General features: G+C 60.5%; 21 protein-coding genes. 11 read left to right on the top strand and 10 right to left on the bottom strand.

All coding sequences use genetic code 11. From position 1 onward, the window contains the following. Window positions 1-9 precede the first annotated feature (9 nt). The 8 genes from M0D68_RS26170 to M0D68_RS26135 all read right to left on the bottom strand — a co-directional run bounded on the left by M0D68_RS26170 (window position 10) and on the right by M0D68_RS26135 (window position 5,883). On the bottom strand, window positions 10-615 hold the full coding sequence (locus tag M0D68_RS26170) for a hypothetical protein (RefSeq protein WP_266225812.1): 606 nt from the start codon (window positions 613-615) through the stop codon (window positions 10-12). 43 nt (window positions 616-658) lie between these two features. Further along, window positions 659-1,414, bottom strand: a complete 756-nt coding sequence (locus M0D68_RS26165; RefSeq protein WP_266225811.1) for an amino acid ABC transporter ATP-binding protein — start codon at window positions 1,412-1,414, stop codon at window positions 659-661. A gap of 28 nt (window positions 1,415-1,442) precedes the next feature. Next, window positions 1,443-2,063 (bottom strand): hypothetical protein, encoded by a 621-nt coding sequence (locus tag M0D68_RS26160; protein WP_266225810.1) that lies wholly within the window; start codon window positions 2,061-2,063, stop codon window positions 1,443-1,445. Between the two features lie 60 nt (window positions 2,064-2,123). Continuing rightward, on the bottom strand, window positions 2,124-2,891 hold the full coding sequence (locus tag M0D68_RS26155; RefSeq protein ID WP_266225809.1) for an ABC transporter permease: 768 nt from the start codon (window positions 2,889-2,891) through the stop codon (window positions 2,124-2,126). Window positions 2,892-2,894: 3 nt separating this feature from the next. Next, entirely contained in the window at window positions 2,895-3,572 is a 678-nt protein-coding gene (locus tag M0D68_RS26150; protein ID WP_266225808.1) for an ABC transporter permease, read from the bottom strand. A gap of 13 nt (window positions 3,573-3,585) precedes the next feature. Continuing rightward, window positions 3,586-4,314: a transporter substrate-binding domain-containing protein gene (locus tag M0D68_RS26145; protein WP_234486607.1), complete on the bottom strand. Its 729-nt coding sequence runs from the start codon at window positions 4,312-4,314 to the stop codon at window positions 3,586-3,588. A gap of 372 nt (window positions 4,315-4,686) precedes the next feature. Further along, window positions 4,687-4,875 (bottom strand): hypothetical protein, encoded by a 189-nt coding sequence (locus M0D68_RS26140; protein ID WP_200618908.1) that lies wholly within the window; start codon window positions 4,873-4,875, stop codon window positions 4,687-4,689. A gap of 99 nt (window positions 4,876-4,974) precedes the next feature. Continuing rightward, window positions 4,975-5,883: a LysR family transcriptional regulator gene (locus M0D68_RS26135; RefSeq protein ID WP_266225807.1), complete on the bottom strand. Its 909-nt coding sequence runs from the start codon at window positions 5,881-5,883 to the stop codon at window positions 4,975-4,977. A 141-nt stretch (window positions 5,884-6,024) separates the two neighbouring features. Here M0D68_RS26135 and M0D68_RS26130 point away from each other — a divergent pair, with 141 nt between their 5' ends. The 3 genes from M0D68_RS26130 to M0D68_RS26120 all read left to right on the top strand — a co-directional run bounded on the left by M0D68_RS26130 (window position 6,025) and on the right by M0D68_RS26120 (window position 10,594). Beyond that, window positions 6,025-8,145, top strand: a complete 2,121-nt coding sequence (locus M0D68_RS26130; protein ID WP_266225806.1) for a 3-hydroxyacyl-CoA dehydrogenase NAD-binding domain-containing protein — start codon at window positions 6,025-6,027, stop codon at window positions 8,143-8,145. 97 nt (window positions 8,146-8,242) lie between these two features. Beyond that, complete coding sequence (locus tag M0D68_RS26125; protein ID WP_266225805.1) at window positions 8,243-9,451, top strand: acyl-CoA dehydrogenase family protein; 1,209 nt, start codon at window positions 8,243-8,245, stop codon at window positions 9,449-9,451. Window positions 9,452-9,463: 12 nt separating this feature from the next. Next, window positions 9,464-10,594, top strand: coding sequence for an acyl-CoA dehydrogenase family protein (locus M0D68_RS26120; protein ID WP_266225804.1), 1,131 nt, complete (start codon window positions 9,464-9,466; stop codon window positions 10,592-10,594). An 80-nt stretch (window positions 10,595-10,674) separates the two neighbouring features. On the opposite strand, the gene M0D68_RS26115 is transcribed toward M0D68_RS26120, so the two are convergent. Together M0D68_RS26115 and M0D68_RS26110 are read right to left on the bottom strand one after the other, a co-directional pair. Continuing rightward, window positions 10,675-11,283 carry an ANTAR domain-containing response regulator gene (locus tag M0D68_RS26115; protein WP_093643238.1) on the bottom strand — a complete coding sequence of 203 codons (609 nt, stop codon included), beginning with the start codon at window positions 11,281-11,283 and terminating at the stop codon, window positions 10,675-10,677. After that, complete coding sequence (locus M0D68_RS26110) at window positions 11,280-12,446, bottom strand: transporter substrate-binding domain-containing protein (protein ID WP_093643241.1); 1,167 nt, start codon at window positions 12,444-12,446, stop codon at window positions 11,280-11,282. Before M0D68_RS26110 ends, M0D68_RS26115 begins: the two co-directional genes overlap by 4 nt. 427 nt (window positions 12,447-12,873) lie before the next feature. On the opposite strand from M0D68_RS26110, the gene urtA reads away from it, so the two are divergent. The 8 genes from urtA to M0D68_RS26070 all read left to right on the top strand — a co-directional run bounded on the left by urtA (window position 12,874) and on the right by M0D68_RS26070 (window position 19,954). Beyond that, window positions 12,874-14,067 (top strand): urea ABC transporter substrate-binding protein, encoded by a 1,194-nt coding sequence (urtA, locus tag M0D68_RS26105; protein ID WP_211702368.1) that lies wholly within the window; start codon window positions 12,874-12,876, stop codon window positions 14,065-14,067. 90 nt (window positions 14,068-14,157) lie between these two features. Beyond that, window positions 14,158-15,060 carry an urea ABC transporter permease subunit UrtB gene (gene urtB, locus M0D68_RS26100; protein ID WP_211702366.1) on the top strand — a complete coding sequence of 301 codons (903 nt, stop codon included), beginning with the start codon at window positions 14,158-14,160 and terminating at the stop codon, window positions 15,058-15,060. 2 nt (window positions 15,061-15,062) lie between these two features. Beyond that, entirely contained in the window at window positions 15,063-16,202 is a 1,140-nt protein-coding gene (gene urtC, locus M0D68_RS26095; RefSeq protein ID WP_211702364.1) for an urea ABC transporter permease subunit UrtC, read from the top strand. Continuing rightward, window positions 16,199-16,936 (top strand): urea ABC transporter ATP-binding protein UrtD, encoded by a 738-nt coding sequence (urtD, locus tag M0D68_RS26090; protein ID WP_093643251.1) that lies wholly within the window; start codon window positions 16,199-16,201, stop codon window positions 16,934-16,936. The genes urtC and urtD overlap by 4 nt, the downstream gene beginning before the upstream one ends. A gap of 2 nt (window positions 16,937-16,938) precedes the next feature. After that, on the top strand, window positions 16,939-17,628 hold the full coding sequence (gene urtE, locus M0D68_RS26085; protein ID WP_093643254.1) for an urea ABC transporter ATP-binding subunit UrtE: 690 nt from the start codon (window positions 16,939-16,941) through the stop codon (window positions 17,626-17,628). A 63-nt stretch (window positions 17,629-17,691) separates the two neighbouring features. Further along, window positions 17,692-18,732 carry an aliphatic amidase gene (locus tag M0D68_RS26080; RefSeq protein WP_211708337.1) on the top strand — a complete coding sequence of 347 codons (1,041 nt, stop codon included), beginning with the start codon at window positions 17,692-17,694 and terminating at the stop codon, window positions 18,730-18,732. A 24-nt stretch (window positions 18,733-18,756) separates the two neighbouring features. Further along, the gene (gene ureE, locus M0D68_RS26075; RefSeq protein WP_211702360.1) at window positions 18,757-19,233 is read left to right on the top strand and encodes an urease accessory protein UreE; all 477 of its coding nucleotides are present in this window, start codon (window positions 18,757-18,759) and stop codon (window positions 19,231-19,233) included. Further along, window positions 19,226-19,954, top strand: coding sequence for an urease accessory protein UreF (locus M0D68_RS26070; RefSeq protein ID WP_200618916.1), 729 nt, complete (start codon window positions 19,226-19,228; stop codon window positions 19,952-19,954). Before ureE ends, M0D68_RS26070 begins: the two co-directional genes overlap by 8 nt. Window positions 19,955-19,963: the final 9 nt, after the last annotated feature.

The following is a 19,963-nucleotide window of genomic DNA, read 5'->3' as shown; positions in this document are numbered from 1 at the left end:
CATGTCGGTTTACCGCTGTGACCGCTGCAGTTCTGCGAATTGCTTTGCTACGACGCTCTCCCGACTGGCGACAATCTCTCCTGCCCCAACACGCTCCCGGCCGTACACAATCCACGCGTCATCGGGCGAACCGATCGTTGCATCCACCCGCAGCTTCTCCGGTTGCGAATCAAAATAGTATCGATAGACAAGCGCGGAATCGCACTCTCCTTTCATCAGTCGCTCGAAGGCCACTGGAATTGAGACCGCCGGAATCAGTTTCGAATACGAACTGAGGTCGGCGTATTCATCCGTTGCAGGGGAAACCAGCGAGATTGTTTCCGGCTTGCTCACCTCTTTACGTGTGAGAATCGCCAATGTCTGACTCGGCGAGATGAAGGTGTCGACAACGAATCGCTCGCGGAAGTTACTGCCCATCACGCGTGGGGTATCTGGATGAACCGCGCACTGAACGAGATAGTCGATTTCGTCCGAGTCAAACGCAGCCAGGGCATCGTCGAAATTACCGAAGAGTTTGACTTCAGCCTCAAGCCCGTGGAATTCAATGTAACGACGAGTCACGTACTCGTGGTTCGTCCCGGATGGGCCGAGCGTGCCAAACCTGATTGTGGCCATGCTTTACTCCTGAAAATTCGCGCGCATCTTCAACGTGGCGCATTCATTTTTGAATCATCTGACTGAGGAAGCGCTTCGCGCGCTCAGTCTTCGGTGCGTCGAAGAAATCGGCGGGCTCGCTGTCTTCCACAATTTCGCCCTGGTCCATGAACAGAATGCGATCGGCCACCGCCCTTGCAAATCCCATTTCGTGCGTGACGCAAAGCATCGTCATGCCGTCTTGCGCGAGCAGCGTGAGCGTATCGAGCACCTCTCTGACCATCTCCGGGTCAAGTGCCGACGTCGGTTCGTCGAGAAGCATGATGGTGGGCGACATGCAAAGCGCTCTCGCGATAGCAACCCGCTGCTGCTGACCACCGGAAAGCTGCGCGGGGTATTTCGTGGCGTGGCTCGCAACGCGAACACGTTCAAGCATTTCGAGCGCCCGTGCTTCAGCCTCCTTCCGCTTCAGACCGCGAACGCGCATCGGAGCCAGTGTGCAGTTTTCCAGCACCGTCATGTGCGGGAACAGATTGAAATGCTGAAACACCATGCCAACGTCGGCACGCACCATGCGCACGTGTTTCGCATCGTCGGTGAGCTCGATTCCGTCGACGTGAACATCTCCCGAATCATGCTTCTCAAGTCGATTCACGCAGCGAATCAGGGTCGATTTTCCAGAACCGGACGGCCCGCACAGAACAATCTTTTCACCTCGTCGGACACGCAGCGAAATTGAGTTGAGTACATTGAACGCGCCGAAACTCTTTGAGAGTCCCTTGATCGATATCGCGAGTTCGTTGTTCGGTACCGTGTTCATAGCGGAAATCCTGTGCATTTCGTGCAGCTCAGCTATCGAGCCGCGTAGGTGTCTGGGCGTGGAATGCCCGAGCTGCCGGGCTCTCCTTCCAGGCTACAACCTGGCCATCGGACAATCGCTCACGGCCATAGACAATCCACGGATCGTCAACGGTACCGATTCGCTCGTCGATTCTGAACCGCGTGGGGTTTTCGATTGCAAGAGACGAGTACGTCAGACCACTTTCGTATTTGCCCGAGAGAAGTCCATCCGCAACCGACGCCGTCGACGTCTCCGGAATGAGCGTCAGTCCATCTGTATTGACATAGTCACGCGTGGCCGGTTGAAGTGCGAGCGTTCGTGGTGTACCGATGTCAACTCGGGTCACTACCGCCATGTCTTTGCTGGAAGAGACGAAGGCATCGATGACGAACAATTGCTTGCGGTACTTCGCGACGATGTCGGCCGTCGAAGGATGCACTGCAACCTGAACGATATAGTCGGCCTCGCCGTCGATCACCATGCGCGCTGCCTCGTCGAAGCTCAACACCAGAGCCATCGATGCTTTTTCTTCCAGACCATGATGTTGAATGTATCGAGCAGTCACAAACTCGTGATTGCTACCACTGGGCCCAAGTGTCAGAAACCGAAGCAATTTGTCTTTCTCCATTAACTTTGCGTAGGGGACTCGGGAACATGAGTCCACCTGTAAAAATGCGCTACGAAATCACTAGGCTATGTGCGTGTCGCCAGAATCTGAAGACTTCAGCATTGCGGGTTGCTTAGGTTTCCGGGGATTGGCGACGTTGGTGTCCTTGCCTGTTCTGCGTGCGATGTTCGTCTCGAGGATCCGGAACGCATGCGACAGAAAGAACGTCATCGCGAGATAAATCAATCCCGCTCCGACGAAAATCTCATAGGGCGCATAGGTCTCACTCACCAATAGCTTCGACGTTCCCGTCAATTCCATGATGGTCACCGTCGATGCCAGCGACGTCGCCTTCAGGTTCAGAATCGTTTCGTTGGCGTACGCGGGGATTGCAATGCGAATGGCGATCGGCGCTTTAACGCGGCTGAGTATCGAGACTCGACTCAGCCCGAGCGCCTGGGCAGCTTCCACGATCCCTTTGGGCACGGCAGACAGCGCCCCCATCAGAATGCGTGCCGTGTACGCGCCCGAATTCAACCCCAGCGCAATGACGGCGCAGGTGAACGGGTCACGCAGAAGCGGCCAGAACACGGAGTGTCGAATGAAAGAGAACTGTCCAAATCCATAGTAGAGAAAGAACAGTTGCACGAGCGCCGGCGTGCCGCGAAATGCGCCGATATAAAACTTGACGCAAGCGCTCAGAACCTTCGACGAACTCAATCCCACGAGCGCTGTGGGCACACCCACAATGAGACCCACAACCACGATGCAGACAAACAACTCAAGCGTGACAGGCAACGCAGCAAGCAGACGCGGAAGACTCGAAATGAGCAATGAGAAATCAAACATGGCTCACCTCGCCAATGCGGTCGACGTCTTGCGTCGAACCGTACTAAAGACATTTGTCAGGACGAAGCTGAGAACAAAGTACAGCACGCCGGCAACAAGGTAAAAGAAGAATGGGCGATTGGTTGCTTCAACGGCGAAGCCTGTTCGTCGCATCAAGTCTTCCAGGCCAACCAAGGAAACCAGCGCCGTTTCTTTCAGGAGTACGGTCAGTTGATTCCCGAAAGCCGGGACTGCAAGGCGCCATGCCTGGGGTGCGATAACGTGGACAAAGCTCCCCGTGCCCGTCAGTCCCAGCGCTGCGGCAGCTTCAAACTGCCCGCGCGGAACTTCCAGAATCGCACCCCGGAAGATCTCCGTCGCATAGGCACCAAACACCAGTCCGAGCGACACCGCACCCGCACCGAACGCATTGATTTCAATGGATCGGCCGAGGACATGAGAAAGGGTTGCGCTGCCGCCGTAGTACACCAGGAAGATAACCAGCAGGTCCGGAACACCTCGTATCGTGGTTGTGTAGGCCCCGGCGAAATGACTGAGAATCCGCATGGGAGACAACTTGGCAGCGGCCATCAGGATTCCGATGACCGAGCCGATCGCTGTGGCCGCGAGTGCGACCAGCAACGTCGTCACGGCCCCGAGCAGGATGAGCCCGCCATAACCATTCAGAGTGAAATCGACCATGCTGGCTCCCGCTTTACATCAGAGAGAAAGGGAAATACTTCTTTCTGATCTGATCGTAGGTGCCGTTCGCCATGATTGCGGCCAACGCAGCGTTAATCCGATTACAGAGCTCGGCGTTGTCGAGACGAACGGCAATTGCGTTTCCGTCTCCGAGTACGCCGCCTTTGAATTCGGGTCCGACGAACGCAAAGTCTTTCGAGTCAGGCCGTTTGAAGAAGTCGGAGTAGAACGTCGCCTTGTTGCCGATGATGAGGTCGACACGACCTGCAACGAGGTCCAACTCCGGCTGACGCGTATCGTCATACAGAACGAGTGACGCCGTCTTGTCGTAACCGTTAGCGACCAGCCACTGGTGCTGCGAGGCGCCGCGTTGAACGCCGATGCGTTTGCCTTTCAGGCCCGCAGGCGACACGTCCTTGATCCCGCTGTCTTTCGCCGCGATAAAGCTGGACGTCGTGTCCTTGTACTTGTTGGTGAACAGCACCTGTTTGCGACGCGCGGGCGTTGTCGACATCGACGCAACGATTGCGTCATACCGATTGGCCTGAAGACCGGGAATGATGCCGTCCCATGCCTGCGCAACGATCTGGCATTTCACCTTCATCTGTGCACAGAGGGCATTCGCAATGTCCACATCGAAACCCTCCAGCTGGCCGGAGGCATCTTTAAAGCTCCACGGAGGATAGGTGCCCTCTGTGGCGACTCTCAGCGTGTCGCCCTCGGAAAAAGCGGGCACCGACATGACCAACGCTGTCGCCGCCAGGGCGCAGGTGACCAATCCTCGAAGACGTTGAAACAGGCTGTGTGACATGGCAACTCTCTCGTCGCGATTGCTGCGCCCCGGATGTTCCGTCGCATTGGAAGTAAAGGTAGCCCGTCGTTAATTTAACGTCAATATTTTAATTTTATGCAAATTCCCTAATCGGGTTTACGCTCAGATGGGCACCGCGGGATGGGTCGAAAGTCGTGCCGTAGACGGAACTCGGGACGTGCGTCGACCTTCCCGGAGACGGGATGGAAGCACGTGTTCGATGGGCTTAGCGAGCGTGCGGCAAGCGAGGCGCTGCAGGGCTGTCACGCGGGTCGGGTGAATATCCGGCGCGTGTGTTTGTGGTCAGCCGGCGCGTTTGTTTCGTTGAGCGCGATTTGCTCGCCAGCGAATCAGCAGGCCGACCAATGCGGCGAAAGCCGCAGTGGCCGCGTAGCCGGCGAGGCGAATGGCATCCTCACTCGGGAGACGCGAGACCAACACAATGACGATGGCGATTGCAAGTAGCGCGATACATGCGATTGCCCATTTCATCTCCGTCTCCCCTGAAGTTTGATGTGCTGCCGGATGCACGGCTATCTCGCCGTTTTGTTAAGCATACCCGCGAGTGAGGCACCGTCGCTTCGTTGCGACTCAAGCAGCCACCCCTCTGCCACTTCCGTGCGCCTGCTCAAGGATGAACTCGATAAAACTCGCTGCCGCCCGCGTGTGATGCCGGTTCGGCATGTAGAGCAGGTACATGTTCGTACCGAAGATGCTTAGACGCCATTCATCGAGCGCCGTCACCACGTCGCTGCGGCGCAGGTCGTCCTGCACCACGTAGTCGGGCACCAAACCGACGCCTAGACCGGCCAGCACCGCCTGGCGCAAGAACAGAAAGTTCTCGGAAATAATCGTCGGCTCAAGCAGCACTTCGTGGCGTTCGTCGCGCAGATACGCCGCCACCCGCAACTGCCTGCCGACCACCGCCGCCGTAATCAAGGGCGCAGTGCGCAAATCATCGAGACGCACCGGCATGCCGCGACTCGCAGCAAAATCCGGCGACGCGCAGGCAACGTATCGCACCGGCCCCATGTCTCGTGCGACGAGATTCTGCGGCGGCTCCGACATCACCCGAACCGCGATGTCGACCTCGTCGCGCATCAAGTCCTCAACCCGATTCTCGAACATCACGTCCAGCACGATGCCCGGATACAGACGCTTGAACGCGATCAGCCAGTCCGACATCACCAGTTGCCCGTAACCGCTCGGCACACTCAACCGTACCCGCCCCTGCAAGCTCTGCCCGAGCGTAGTCACCGATTCGCGCGCCGCCAGCAGCGCATTCTGAATGGTGCGGCCATGCTCGTATAACTGCAGACCGATTTCAGTCGCTTCGACCCGGCGCGTGGTGCGCCTGACCAGCTGCAGCCCGATTGAGCGCTCCAGCTGATTCAGGTGGTAACTCACATTCGCGCGGCTCATTTTCAGCCGGCGCGCGGCTTCGCTCAGGTTGCCCGCATCGAGGATATCGACCAGCAAGGTCAGCGAATTGACGTCCATAGCAAGGCCTTTGTCAAAATATCTTTGACAGTCTGTCAACCGTCTATGCAATTGTCAATAAACCTTGACCAACCCACAATCGGAGAATTCGCCAGGCCCGGTATGCCCACTCTGCCCCGATATCAATCAGGAGACGACACGATGACCCTCAACCCTTCCGCCGACGTTGTAACGCGCGAATTGCGCGGCAAAGTCCTGCTGGTGACCATCGACCACGCACCGGTCAACGCCTTGTCCGCCGACGTGCGGCGCGGCCTGCTCGCCGCCATCGAAGCCGCGGATGCCGACAAGGCGGTCGAAGCCGTGCTGATCGTCGGCGCCGGGCGCAACTTCATCGCGGGTGCGGACATTCGCGAGTTCGGCAAGCCGCCGGTGCCGCCGTCACTGCCGGACGTGTGCAACCGTATCGAGGCATGTTCGAAGCCGGTGGTGGCCGCTATTCACGGCGCTGCGCTCGGCGGCGGCCTGGAAGTGGCGCTCGCAGCGCACTACCGTCTCGCCGTGAATGGCGCGAAGCTCGGTTTGCCTGAAGTGCAACTGGGCCTGCTGCCGGGCGCAGGCGGCACACAGCGTACGCCGCGTCTGATCGGCGCGCAGGCCGCCCTCGATCTGATCCTGAGCGGTCGCCACGCCAGCGCGAAAGAAGCGCTCGCGCTTGGCCTCATCGACCGGTTCGGCAGCAGTGACGACATCCTCGCTGAAGGACTCGCCTACGCGCAAGAACTGCTGGCCGCTCATGCGCCGGTGCGCCGCACGCGCGATGCCGCGGCGCTCAGCGACCGCGCAGCGAGCCTCGCCGCCGTCACCGCAGCACGCGCAGAAACAGCGAAGAAATCGCGCGGCCTGTTTTCCCCGTTAAAGATCGTCGACGCCGTGGAAGCCGCTATCGAACAGCCTTTCGAAGAAGGCCTGCGACTCGAACGCAAACTGTTCCTCGAATGCATCGACAGCCCGCAGCGCGCCGGCCTGATTCACGCGTTCTTCGCCGAACGCGAAGTGCTCAAAGCCCCGGAAACACGCGATACCAAACCACGCGCGCTGAACAAGATCGGCGTGGTGGGTGGCGGCACGATGGGCGCGGGCATTGCCGTCGCCGTGCTCGATGCCGGCCTGCCGGTGACGATGATCGAACGCGACGACGCGTCGCTCGCACGCGGTCGCGCGCACATCGAAAAGGTCTACGACGGCCTGATCGCCAAAGGCCGCATGAGCGCGGAAAAGAAAGCCGACGTGATGACACGCTGGCAAGGCAGCACGTCATACGACGCGCTCGCCGACGCCGATCTGGTGATCGAAGCCGTATTCGAAGACCTATCGGTGAAAAAAGCCGTGTTTGCCGAACTCGATCGCGTTTGCAAAGCGGGCGCGGTGCTCGCCACCAACACGTCGTATCTCGACATCGACGCGATTGCAGCCAGCATTTCCCGCCCCGCGGATGTGATCGGCCTGCACTTCTTCTCCCCCGCCAACATCATGAAGCTGCTGGAAGTGGTGGTGCCGAAGCAGGTCAGCGCCGACGTGGTGGCCACCGCGTTCGAACTCGCCAAGAAGCTGCGCAAGACGCCGGTGCGGGCCGGCGTGTGCGACGGTTTCATCGGCAATCGCGTGCTGGCGGTGTATCGCAGCGCGGCCGACGCGATGATGGAAGACGGCGCGTCGCCGTACCAGATCGACGCGGCCGTGCGTGCGTTCGGCTTCCCGATGGGCCCGTTCCAGGTGGTCGATCTGGCAGGCGGCGACATCGGTTGGGCCGCGCGCAAGCGGCGCGCGGCCACACGGAACCCCAACGCGCGCTACGTGCAGATCGCCGACCGTCTTTGCGAACGTGGCTGGTTTGGCCAGAAGACCGGCCGTGGTTTTTATCTGTACCCCGAAGGTTCGCGCAGCGGCGCACCCGACCCTGAAGTCGAGGCCATCATCGACGCCGAACGCGAGCGCGCCGGCATCACGCCGCGCACGTTCACCGACGAAGAAATCATGCGCCGCTACATGGCCGCGATGATCAACGAAGGCGCCAATGTCGTGCACGAAGGCATCGCGCTGCGGCCGCTCGATGTCGACGTGACCTTCCTCTATGGCTACGGCTTTCCGCGCTATCGCGGCGGTCCGATGAAATACGCCGATAGCGTAGGCCTCGCCACGGTTCTCGCGGACATTCGTGAATTCGCCAAAGAGGACCCGCTGTTCTGGCGGGCGTCGCCGCTGTTGGTCGAGCTGGTAGAGCGCGGCGAGGATTTCGCGAGCCTCAACCAGTCAGCTTGAGACAGCACGTTATTTGGAGCATTCTCGACCGACAGGGGGCGCGCCCGCCTGCCCGCTCACTCGCCGGTCCGGTAAATATCTAGGGGAAGAACCCGCTATGGATCTGAACTTCACGCCTGAAGAAGAGGCTTTTCGCACTGACGTGCAGCGGTTTTTGCGTGACAAACTCCCGCAACGTCTCGCCGACAAAGTACACGGCGGCCGCCGCCTCACGCGCGACGACATGGCCGAGTGGCACGCGATTCTCAACGCGCAGGGCTGGCTCGCCAATCATTGGCCGAAGGAGTACGGTGGCCCGGGCTGGAACGCCGTGCAGAAATTTATCTTCGAGAATGAATGCGCATTGGCGGGCGCACCGCGCGTCGTGCCGTTCGGCGTCAACATGCTCGGCCCGGTGTTGATCAAATACGGCAACGAGGCGCAAAAGCGCCACTGGTTGCCGCGCATTCTCGATGGTTCGGACTGGTGGTGCCAGGGCTACTCAGAACCGGGCGCGGGCTCAGACCTCGCATCGGTCAAGACCACCGCGGTACGCGACAGCGATGCGCAAGGCGAACACTACATCGTCAACGGTCAGAAGACGTGGACCACGCTTGGCCACTACGCGAACATGATCTTCTGTCTCGTGCGCAGCGCCACCGACGTGCGCAAGCAGGAAGGCATCAGCTTTCTGCTGATCGACATGAACACGCCAGGCGTCGAAGTGCGGCCGATTATCACGCTCGACGGCGAGCATGAAGTCAACGAAGTCTTCTTCACCGACGTGCGTGTACCGGTCGAGAACCTCGTGGGCGAAGAGAACAAAGGCTGGACCTACGCCAAGTACCTGCTTACGTATGAGCGCACCAATATCGCGGGCGTCGGTTTCTCAGTGGCCGCGTTTAGCCGGCTACGCAAGATTGCCGCGAAGCAGCAGCGCAACGGCAGGCCGCTCGCGGAAGATCCGTCGTTTGCCGCACGCATGGCGCGCGTCGAGATCGATCTGGAGAACATGAAGACCACCAATCTGCGTGTTATCGCGGCGGTGGCCGGCGGCGGCGTGCCGGGTGCCGAGAGTTCGATGCTGAAGATTCGCGGCACCGAGATCCGCCAGGAGATCTCCTCGCTCACGCGCCGCGCGATGGGACCGTATGCGCAGCCGTTCGTCGAGGAAGCCTTGCACGATGGCTTCGAGGGCACGCCAGTCGGTCCAGACGAAGCCGCGAGCGCTGCCTCGCTCTACTTCAACAACCGCAAGCTGTCGATCTTCGGCGGCTCCAACGAAATCCAGAAGAACATCATTGCCAAAATGATCCTGGGACTGTAAGGGGCGCACGTCATGAATTTCCAGCACACCGAAGACCGCCGCATGCTGGCGGATACGCTAAACCGTTTTGTCACCGAGCAATACGCCTTCGAAACGCGCGATCGCATCGCGGGCTCGCCCGAAGGCTTCAGCACCGACCTGTGGAATCGCTTCGCGGAACTCGGCATTATCGGCGCGTTGTTCGATGAATCGCAGGGTGGGTTTGGCGGCGGCGGCTTCGATATCGCCGTCGTATTCGAGAGCCTGGGTCGCGGCCTCGTAGTCGAGCCGTTTCTCGATACGCTGATCGTCGGCCAGGCGATCGCGCGCGGCGGCAATGAAACGCAAAAGGCCGCGCTTGGCGAATTGATCGACGGATCCCGGATCGTTGCGCTCGGGCATGGTGAGCCGGACGGCCACTACGAACTGTCGCGCGTTACAACACGTGCTCAGCGTGTTGGCGACGCATGGCAGTTGAATGGTGCGAAGGCGGTGGTTCAGCTCGGCGAGAACGCTTCCGTTTTTCTGGTCTCCGCACGCACCGCAGGCGCTGACGACGCCGAAGCCGGCATCACGCTCTTTCTCGTCCCGCGCGACGCCGCGGGTGTCAGCGTGCGCGGCTATCACAAGATAGACGGCGGCCGCGCGGCCGAGGTCACCTTCGACAACGTCATGCTCGCAGACGATGCGCTGCTCGGCGCAGCTGGAGAAGGCTTTGCGACGCTCGAATACGCGATCAGTTGCGGCATGCTTGCGTTGTGTTCCGAAGCGGTCGGCGCGATGGATGTCGCGAAAGACTACACACTCGAGTACCTGCGCACGCGCAAGCAGTTCGGCGTGCCGATCGGCAGCTTCCAGGCGTTGCAACATCGGATGGCGGATCTGCTGCTCGAGATCGAGCAGGTGCGATCGGCGGTGATCAATGCCGCGGCCGCGCTTGGCGCTGAGCGTACGGCGCGGGAACGCGCGGTGTCAGCGGCGAAATACAGCATCGGCAGGATAGGGACGATGGTCGCCGAGGAATGTATTCAGTTGCATGGCGGTATCGGCATGACGTGGGAGTTGCCGATGGCGCACTATGCGAAGCGGCTTGTGATGATCGACCATCAGTTGGGCGATGAGGATCATCATCTCGAGCGGTTTATCGCGCTTGGTAGAGGGTGAGAGCTGGTTTCCAGGCTTGCTTCGAATCGGCGCCGCTGTGGTGGTTTTCCGGCGGCGCTGCCCTCGTCCGTTTGCATCTGTCAAAACCGCAACACCTCATCCGCCTTGATGATCGCCTCGGCGACGGTTTCGATGTGTTCGCGCTTCACCATGGCTTGTGAGCGCAACAGGTCGTAGGCCTCCTGCTCGGAAAGATTGCGCGTTTCCATAAGAATGGTCTTGGCCCGCTGGATCTGTCGTTGCTCGGCGAGCTTGTCCTCAACGCGCCGCACATAGCGCTCCATTTGCAGGCGGTTGCGGTGCTGATTGAGCGTGACGGCAATCGCCGTCAGCAGGCCGAACGAGCGCACCGGTGACGGCACCACGCAATACGCGCCAAGCTGCATGACCGCCTCGATGATGATCGGATTCTCATAACTGACGACCGGAATCACCGGGGGGGCGCCCTTCGCATTCATCCACGGCAGGCTAACCGAAAGTGTCTCCGGACGGACCGCGAGAAACACGACATCGGTGGCGTCCGGCAATGTGTCGAGCGCGGGCCAGGTCATCTGGACCTTGCAGCCGATACGGCACAGCTGCCCCAGTAGTTCCTCCCCGTCCTGATCCTGAGGGTGGATGGCCAGCACGCTTAGCGAGCGGATATCGCGAAGCGCCTGAGGGGTGCGGGAAGACGAGCGCTGCTTCATGAGCGCACCTCGTCTGGTCCACCGTGCGATTCCGCCTCGTCGACTAGTGAGTGCGAAATGACAAACGGATCCGCTCGCGTCCACCCGGGTGAATCGCTCAGGATATCGAACTGGCCATGCCGGTTCAGGCGCCCGATCCGAGGATGCAGATAGGTATGATGATTGTGTTCGTCAATCCGGATACGCCCCTGCGGCGCATTCAGCTCGAGCCCCGGCAGCGTCTTGAGCAAGGCATTGGTGTCATCCCCGCCTGTGATACGCATTGCGTTGGCGAGCACATGCATCTGGAAATAAGCCGCTTCCCAGCACATGTCGGTCACGACGCCACTGCCGAAGCGCTGGTGATAGTTGGCGAGGCAACGCTGATTGACGGGGTCGCTCACCGATTGAAAGTAAGTCGCCGCGGTGATGTGCCCTTCGCCGAGCGCGGCGCCCATCGCGGCGACTTCCGTTTCACTGGTTGTCAGGCTCGCGATCGGCGTCTTGTAAGGATCGAGCCCTGCCTCCGCAAACGCGCGGTACATGTGCGAGATACCGCTGCCCACCACGGTCGAAAAGACAAAGTCCGGCGCCTGCGCCGCGATCTTCTTCGCCACGCTCAGATAGCTGGACCAGCCGGCATCAAGCGGCAGATAGATTTCTTCGAGTTTCTCGCCACCCCGCTCGAACACGAGATCGCTCATGATACGGTTCGACTCGTAAGGGTAAATGTAATCTGAGCCCACCATGAACACGCGTGAGCCGAAGTGGCCCAGCATGTAGTCCGCGAGCGGCAAGCTGTTCTGGTTCGGCGCGGCGCCGGTGTAGATCACGTTGCGGCTGTACTCGAAGCCTTCATAGAGCGTCGGATAGAACAGCAATGCGTTGTGCCGCTCGACGATCGGAATCACCGCCTTGCGCGTGCTCGACATATAGCAGCCCACCACAACACGGATCTGCTCCTCGACGATCAACTGTTCAATCAGTGCGGCGTAACGGGCCGGCGTCGAAGCCGGATCGCGAAACACCAGTTGCAGCTCACGACCATTGATGCCACCGGCGTGGTTGATTTCTTCGGCTGCCAGGATCGTCGCGCGCTGCTGCGACAACTCGATCGGCGCGGTCACGCCGGACGAAGAGAACAACACGCCGACCTTGATCGGTTCATTGGGTGATGAGGTCATAGTTCAGCCAGAGAGTGACGGCAGGTTGAGCGGCCCACCAGCGCGCAGCGCTGTGCACGACTCCGGTTCCATGCACGGGCATTGTGCGTGTTCACCCCAGCTTGGGGAACGCACTGCGCGGCGAAGAATGAAACCGGAACGACGATCACGGCCTGCGAGCTGACGGTAATGTACTGTTCCAAAAGGCATTGCGCGCGGATTGCCTGCATGAGGCCATCAGAAATTCGCATGCACGCTGCCAATGGCACAGCTTTTGCGTTATCGCTGCTCGTGATCGAGTGTGAAGCCGAGACCTGCACCCTCGATCCTAACGAGTTTCGTTGTGCGAGACAAAGGCGTCTTGCATGACACCGGCCAAAAAAGCCCGAAAACCAGCTAATCGCTGGTTTCGGGCTTTTTTTTGTCTTTAACTTTTGTGAAGGGCGCCATGAAGAACAACAGACGTGACTTTTTGAAGACCGCGATCGCCACCGCCGCAGCTGGTGCAATTCCCGGGTCGCTGATGCTGGCCTCGCGTTCTGCTGCGGCAGCGGACCCGGTGAAGGTCGGCATCCTGCACTCGCTTACGGGGACGGTCGCGATTGCTGAAGCCCACGTCGTCGACGCCGAGAAGCTCGCGATCGACGAAATCAACGCCGCGGGTGGCGTCCTCGGCCGCCCGATCCAGGCAATCGTTGAAGACGGTGCGAGCGATTGGCCGACCTTCGCGGAGAAGGCGCAAAAGTTGATGGAAAGCGACAAGGTCGCCGCTGTGTTCGGCTGCTACACATCAGCGTCGCGCAAGGCCGTACTGCCTGTGTTCGAACGCTATAACGGCCTGCTCTACTATCCGACGTACTACGAAGGGCTCGAGATGTCGAAGAACATCATGTACACGGGTCAGGAAGCCACACAATCGGTGATCCCGGCCGTCAACTGGCTGGCCAAAAACAAGGGCAAGAAGTTCTACCTGATCGGTTCGGACTACATCTGGCCGCGCACGACCAACCGCATCGCGCACCCGACCATTGCGAAAGCAGGCGGCACTGTTGTCGGCGAAGACTACTTCCCGCTCGGCACCGTCGAGTTCTCCTCGGTCATCAACAAGATCAAGGCCGCCAAGCCCGACGTGATTCTTTCGACGATCGTGGGCGGCTCGAATGTGGCGTTCTACAAGCAACTGAACTCGGTCGGCATCACCGGCCAGAATCAGCCGATCATGGCGCTCGCGGTGACCGAAGAGGAAGCCATCGGCATCGGCCGCGACAACCTGACCGGCGTGCTCTCGTGCATGGGCTACTTCCAGAGCGTGCAGAACCCGGTGAACGCGAAGTTCGTTCCTGCGTTCAAGGCAAAGTACGGCGCCGACCGCGTGATTGGCGACACGATGGAAGCGGCCTACACGTCCGTCTATCTGTGGAAGCTGGCGGCGGAAAAGGCCAAAAGCTTCGCCGTGGAGAAGGTGGTAGCGGCGTCGTCGAATCTCAGCTGGGACGCACCGGAAGGACAGATCCATTTCCACGTCAGCAACCATCACCTGTGGAAGCACGCGCGGATCGGCGCCTTCAAACCGGACGGACAGGTCGACATTCTGTACGAATCGCCGCTCATCGAACCGAATCCGTTCCCGAAACTCGGCTGAGCGAATTCTCATGTCATACCCGGCGCCGATGGGTCGCCCCTGCCTATCGCGCCTTGTTTTCCAGGCATCCTTTCCGGCAAAAGAACTGCGATGACTCTCGATACTTTTCTGACCCAGGTCTTCAACGGCTTATCGCTCTTCACGGTGCTGGCGCTGATGGCCATCGGTCTTGCGATCGTGTTCGGCCTGATGGGCGTCATCAACATGGCGCACGGCGAATTGATGGCGCTCGGCGCGTATATGACTTATCTCACCTCGCTCGTGTTCGCCCGCTATCTGCCTTCGCTGATGGGCGCGTATTTCCTCGTCGGTATCGTGGTGGCGTTCGTGGTAACGGGGGCAGTCGGTTTCGTATTGGAACGCTCGATGATCCGCTTTCTCTACCACCGGCCACTCGACACGATGCTGGCAACCTGGGGGTTGTCGCTGGTGTTGCAGCAGCTCTACCGTCAACTATTCGGACCGATCGATGTGAGTGTGCCCACCGTGACATGGTTGCAGGGTGCATGGAATCCGACGCCTGGGATCGCGATTCCGCTCTCCCGCATCTTCATCATTGGTCTCACGCTGGCGGTGGCGCTCGCGGTGTATCTCTTTCTGTTTCGCAGCCGCTGGGGGCTGCGCATCCGCTCGGTGATGCAGAACCGCGCGATGGCAGGCGCCGCCGGCATCAATACCGAGCGCGTGGACGCAGTGACCTTCGCAGTGGGCTGCGGCCTCGCCGGAATTGCAGGCAGCGCCCTCACGATGCTGGCCTCGACCGGACCGGTAACCGGGCAGCAATACATTGTCGACACCTTCATCGTTGTCGTGTTCGGCGGCGTCGAGAGTCTCGTCGGCACATTCCTCTCGGCGTTTTCGATCGGACAGTTGCAATCGATGTTCGAGCTGGTGCTGAGCGGTTCGATGGCGAAGGCAGCCATTCTGCTGCTGGTGATCGTCGCACTGTACTTCCGGCCCAATGGGCTCTTCGCACTCAAGGTTCGCCGCTAACCATGAAAGACCTCCCTATTTCATCGCCGCGTGCTTCGAGTCCCGCCGCGTCGGCGCATAGCGCTGGATTGCGTGCCACGCTGCTGCTCGAACGCTATTCCGTGGTGATCCTCGCGCTGCTTCTGCTGGTCGCCATTCCGGCGGTGTCCGGCTCGTTCCGCCTCGGCCTGTTCGCGAAGTATCTGAGCTTCGCGTTCTGCGCGGCGGGGCTCGTGCTCACCTGGGGCTACGGCGGCATTCTGAGTCTCGGACAAGGCATTTTCTTCGGCCTCGGCAGCTACATGATGGCGATGTACATGAAGCTCGAGGCGACCTCCGCCGATCCGGCGGCGGCCGTGTTCGGCAATGGCGGGCCGCCTGTGCCCGACTTCATGACCTGGAACAGCATCGACAAGCTGCCCTGGTGGTGGGCGCCCTTCGAGCACGCGTGGTTTGCCCTGCCCGCCATCGTGATCCTGCCGACGCTGCTCGCCTTCATCCTGGCCTACGCGAATTTTCGCAAGCGCGTGGGCGGTGTGTATTTTTCGATCGTGACACTGGCGCTCGCATCGATCATGTCGATCGTGATCATCGGGCAACAAGGCTACACGGGTGGCATCAACGGCATCACGAATCTGCCCACCTTCATGGGTTACAGCGTGCAGAGCGACACCGCCGTCTACGTGCTGTACTACGTGAGCGCGTGCCTGTTGCTGGCCGCGATCCTTGCCGGCCGGTTCATTCTGAAAAGCCGCCTCGGCAAGGTGTTGATCGCGATCCGCGACCGCGAGGACCGCATCCGTTTCTCGGGCTATGACCCCGCCCTCTTCAAGGGCTTCATCTTCGCCGTGGCAGCGTTGTTCTCGGCGATCGGCGGCGCGATGTTCACGCTGCAGGTCGGCTTCGCGTCGCCCTCGGTCTGCGGCATCGTGCCGTCGATCGAAATGGTGATCTACGCAGCGGTGGGTGGACGGCTATCGCTGGTCGGCGCGGTTTATGGCGCGATCCTCGTCGGTGCCGCCAAGAGTTTCCTGTCCGAGAACTTTGTCGGCTTCTGGCTGTACCTGATCGGCGCCCTCTTTATCTTCGTGCCGATGTTCCTGCCCAAGGGACTCGCCGGCGTCATCGAATGGCTGCGCGAGCGCCAGGGAGCGGCCCAATGAGTCAGATGATCCTTTCGGTCGAGAACCTGACCGTGTCGTTCGACGGCTTCAAGGCGGTCGACGATCTGAATTTCTACGTCGAAGAAAACGAGTTGCACGTCGTGATTGGCCCAAACGGCGCCGGCAAGACGACGCTGCTCGACATGATCTGCGGCAAAACGAAACCCACCTACGGAACGATTGCGTTTAAGGGCTTGAACCTCGAACGCTTGCTCGAATATCAGATCACCCGTGCGGGCGTCGGCCGAAAATTCCAGAACCCGCTCGTCTACGAAGATCTGACCGTGGCCGAGAATCTGGAAATTTCCTACCCGAAGAAACGCGATGTGATCGGCTGCCTGTTCTTTCACCGCGACGATACCGTGCGCAACGAAATCGACCGGGTCGCGCAAATGATTTTCCTCGCCGATCAACTCGACCGCAAGGCGGCACAGTTATCGCACGGCCAGAAGCAGTGGCTCGAAATCGGCATGTTGCTGATGCAGGATCCCGAACTGCTGCTGCTCGACGAGCCTGTTGCCGGCATGAGCGCGAAGGAGCGCGAACAGACCGGCGCGCTGTTGCGCGAGATTGCAAAGGGGCGCTCAGTCGTGGTCATCGAGCACGACATGGAATTCGTCAAAGCCGTCGCACACAAGGTCACCGTTCTGCACCAGGGCAAAAAGCTCGCCGAAGGCACGATGGACCAGGTGCAGAACGACCCGCGCGTCATCGAAGTCTATCTGGGACACTGAACATGCTCGCTATCCAGAACCTCAACGTGTTCTACGGCGAAAGCCATATTCTTCACGATCTCAGTTTCGAGCTGACGGCGGGCGAAACGATCGCCGTGATGGGCCGCAACGGTATGGGCAAGACCACCTTGCTGAAGTCGCTGATCGGCATGATTCCGTCGCGCAGCGGCGAAATACGTCTGGGCGGGCGCGATCTCGCGGGCACCAAAAGCTACGAGCGGGTTGCCGCGGGCTTCGGCTATGTGCCACAGGGACGGATGATCTTCCCTTATCTCAGCGTGGAAGAAAATATCCTCACGGGCATGGACCGGATGCGCAAGCCGAAGATTCCCGAGTACATCTACGACTCGTTTCCGGTGCTCGCGGAAATGCGCAACCGGCGCGGCGGCAATCTCTCCGGTGGCCAGCAACAGCAGCTTGCGATTGCCCGCGCCCTCGTCTCCGAACCCAAGGTGCTGATCCTCGACGAGCCGACGGAAGGCATCCAGCCGTCGATCATCAAGGACATCGCCCGCGCGCTCAACCGCCTGAAGAAGGAACGCAACTTCGCCCTGATCGTATCGGAGCAGGTGTTGACCTTCACGCTCGAAATCGCCGATCGCTTCCTCATCATCGAGAAGGGGCGCTTCGTGCATGCCGACCGGCGTGAGAACGTCGACGCGGAACGGATCATGCGCTATCTGACCATCTGAGTCGACCAACTGGATTCATGACGCTCCCGCACGGGAGTTCATCCTTACCCAAAAGGAGTACTTATGTTACACGGCGACATTTCAAGCAGTCTCGACACGGTTGGCGTAGCGGTGGTCAACTACAAGATGCCCCGTCTTCACACCAGGGCGGAGGTGCTCGCGAACGCGCGCAAGATCGCCGAGATGGTCAAGGGCATGAAGATCGGCTTGCCCGGCATGGATCTCGTGATTTTCCCCGAATACAGTACGCACGGCATCATGTACGACCAGCAGGAGATGTACGACACCGCGGCGGCCGTGCCCGGCGAGGAAACGGAAATTTTCGCCGAAGCATGCCGCAGCGCCGGCGTGTGGGGCGTGTTTTCGCTCACGGGCGAGCGGCACGAGGAGCATCCGCACAAGGCCCCGTATAACACGCTGATCCTGATGAACGACAAAGGCGAGATCGTGCAGAGGTACCGCAAGATCATGCCGTGGGTGCCGATCGAGGGCTGGTATCCCGGCAACTGCACGTATGTGTCCGATGGTCCGAAGGGACTGAAAATCAGTCTGATCATCTGCGACGACGGTAACTACCCGGAGATCTGGCGCGACTGCGCGATGAAAGGCGCCGAGCTGATCGTACGCTGTCAGGGCTACATGTACCCCGCCAAGGAGCAACAGGTGCTCATGGCGAAATCGATGGCGTGGGCAAACAACGTCTACGTGGCCGTCGCCAACGCCGCCGGCTTCGATGGCGTCTACTCCTACTTCGGCCACTCGGCAATCATCGGCTTCGACGGCCGCACGCTGGGCGAATGCGGTGAGGAGGAATTCGGCATCCAGTACGGCGCGCTCTCGAAGAGTCTGATCCGCGATGCGCGCAAGAACATGCAGTCGGAGAACCATCTGTACAAGCTGCTGCATCGCGGCTACACCGGCAAGATCAATTCGCGCGAGGACGCCGACGGAGTGGCCGACTGTCCGTACGACTTCTACTCGAAGTGGATTACCGATCCGGAAGGCACCCGCAAGATGGTCGAGGCACTGACGCGCGGCACGCCAGGCACAGAGGAATGTCCGATCCCCGGCATTCCTAACCCGTCCGATCTGGCACACCGCTAAACCGGCCGGCGGGAGCGACACGCGATGATTACCTACACGTCGATCATAGGCAGTGCGGCCGAACCGCGCATTGCCGATCTGTTGCACTCGCTCGAGCATCACGGGCGGGTGGATTATGTGACGCTCGCCGCCGACGATATCAAGCGGCATCGCCTGCGCGCGCGCACTCAGCGCGGCGATGAGTGCGGCATCGCGCTCGATCGCGATATGCATCTGTTCGACGGCGCGGTGCTGCGGCTCGACCGCGACGCGGCGCTTGTCGTGCGCACCGAGGACACGCGCTGGCTGCGGCTTGCGCCACGCGACGCGGCGGCGGCGCTCGAACTCGGCTACTTCGCGGGCAATATGCACTGGAAGGTGCGCTTCGATCGAGGCGCACTGGAAATCGCGGTGAAAGGCGCGCTCGACGACTATCTGCAAAGGCTCGCGCCGATGCTGGCGGATCAACGTATTCGCCTCGCGAACGACGTGTCTGACGGCAGGGAGCATCACCATGTCTGACCTGTCCTCCGCCCGGGCAACCGGCGCAAACCATGGCATCACGGCGTGCCCCGTCAGCCTGCTTGCCAGCTTGCAACAGTCGGACAGCTTCTTTCCGGGCGGCACGATGGCTTTCTCGTGGGGTCTCGAAGGCCTCATGCGTGACGCGCTTGTCACCGACGCTGCAACGCTGTTTGCATTCGTCGAGTCGCAGGCACTGTCGCGCTGGGCCAGTCTGGATCAGGGACTTGTGTGCGCCGCCTGGCGTGCCGGGGATTCATTCGACGCATGGCGTGAGGTCGATGCCCTCGCCGAGGCTACCGCCTTGCCGCCGGCCCTGCGCAATGGCTCGCGTCGGCTCGGGCGCACGCTCGCCGATGTGCACGCGCGGCTCGGCTCGGAAACCGCGAGCCGGATCCGCGAGGCCATCGTGGATGGCCGCACGCGTGGCCATCTCGCCGCTGTTCAAGGTGCCATATGGCGAAGCCTGCACATCACTGAGAACGAGGCGCGCGCCATCTCCGCGCACATGACCTGTACCGGCGCGGTGAGTTCAGCCGTGCGCCTCGGCATCGTCGGGCATCTCGACGCGCAGCGTGTGCTCGCGCTCCTGCGCGCGCCGCTTGCACAAGTCCTCGCTCAGCCGGCGCCGCCTCTCGACGACCTGCATGCCACCACCTTCGCGGCCGACATTGCCGCGCTGCGCAGCCAGACCCACGATGCGCGGCTCTTTGCCAACTGACAGGAAGGA

It is taken from the genome of Paraburkholderia sp. SEWSISQ10-3 4 (assembly GCF_030464785.1).
Classification (GTDB): domain Bacteria; phylum Pseudomonadota; class Gammaproteobacteria; order Burkholderiales; family Burkholderiaceae; genus Paraburkholderia; species Paraburkholderia aspalathi.
Note: the sequence above shows the minus strand (reverse complement) of the source record. Positions and strands in the feature narration are given on the sequence as shown.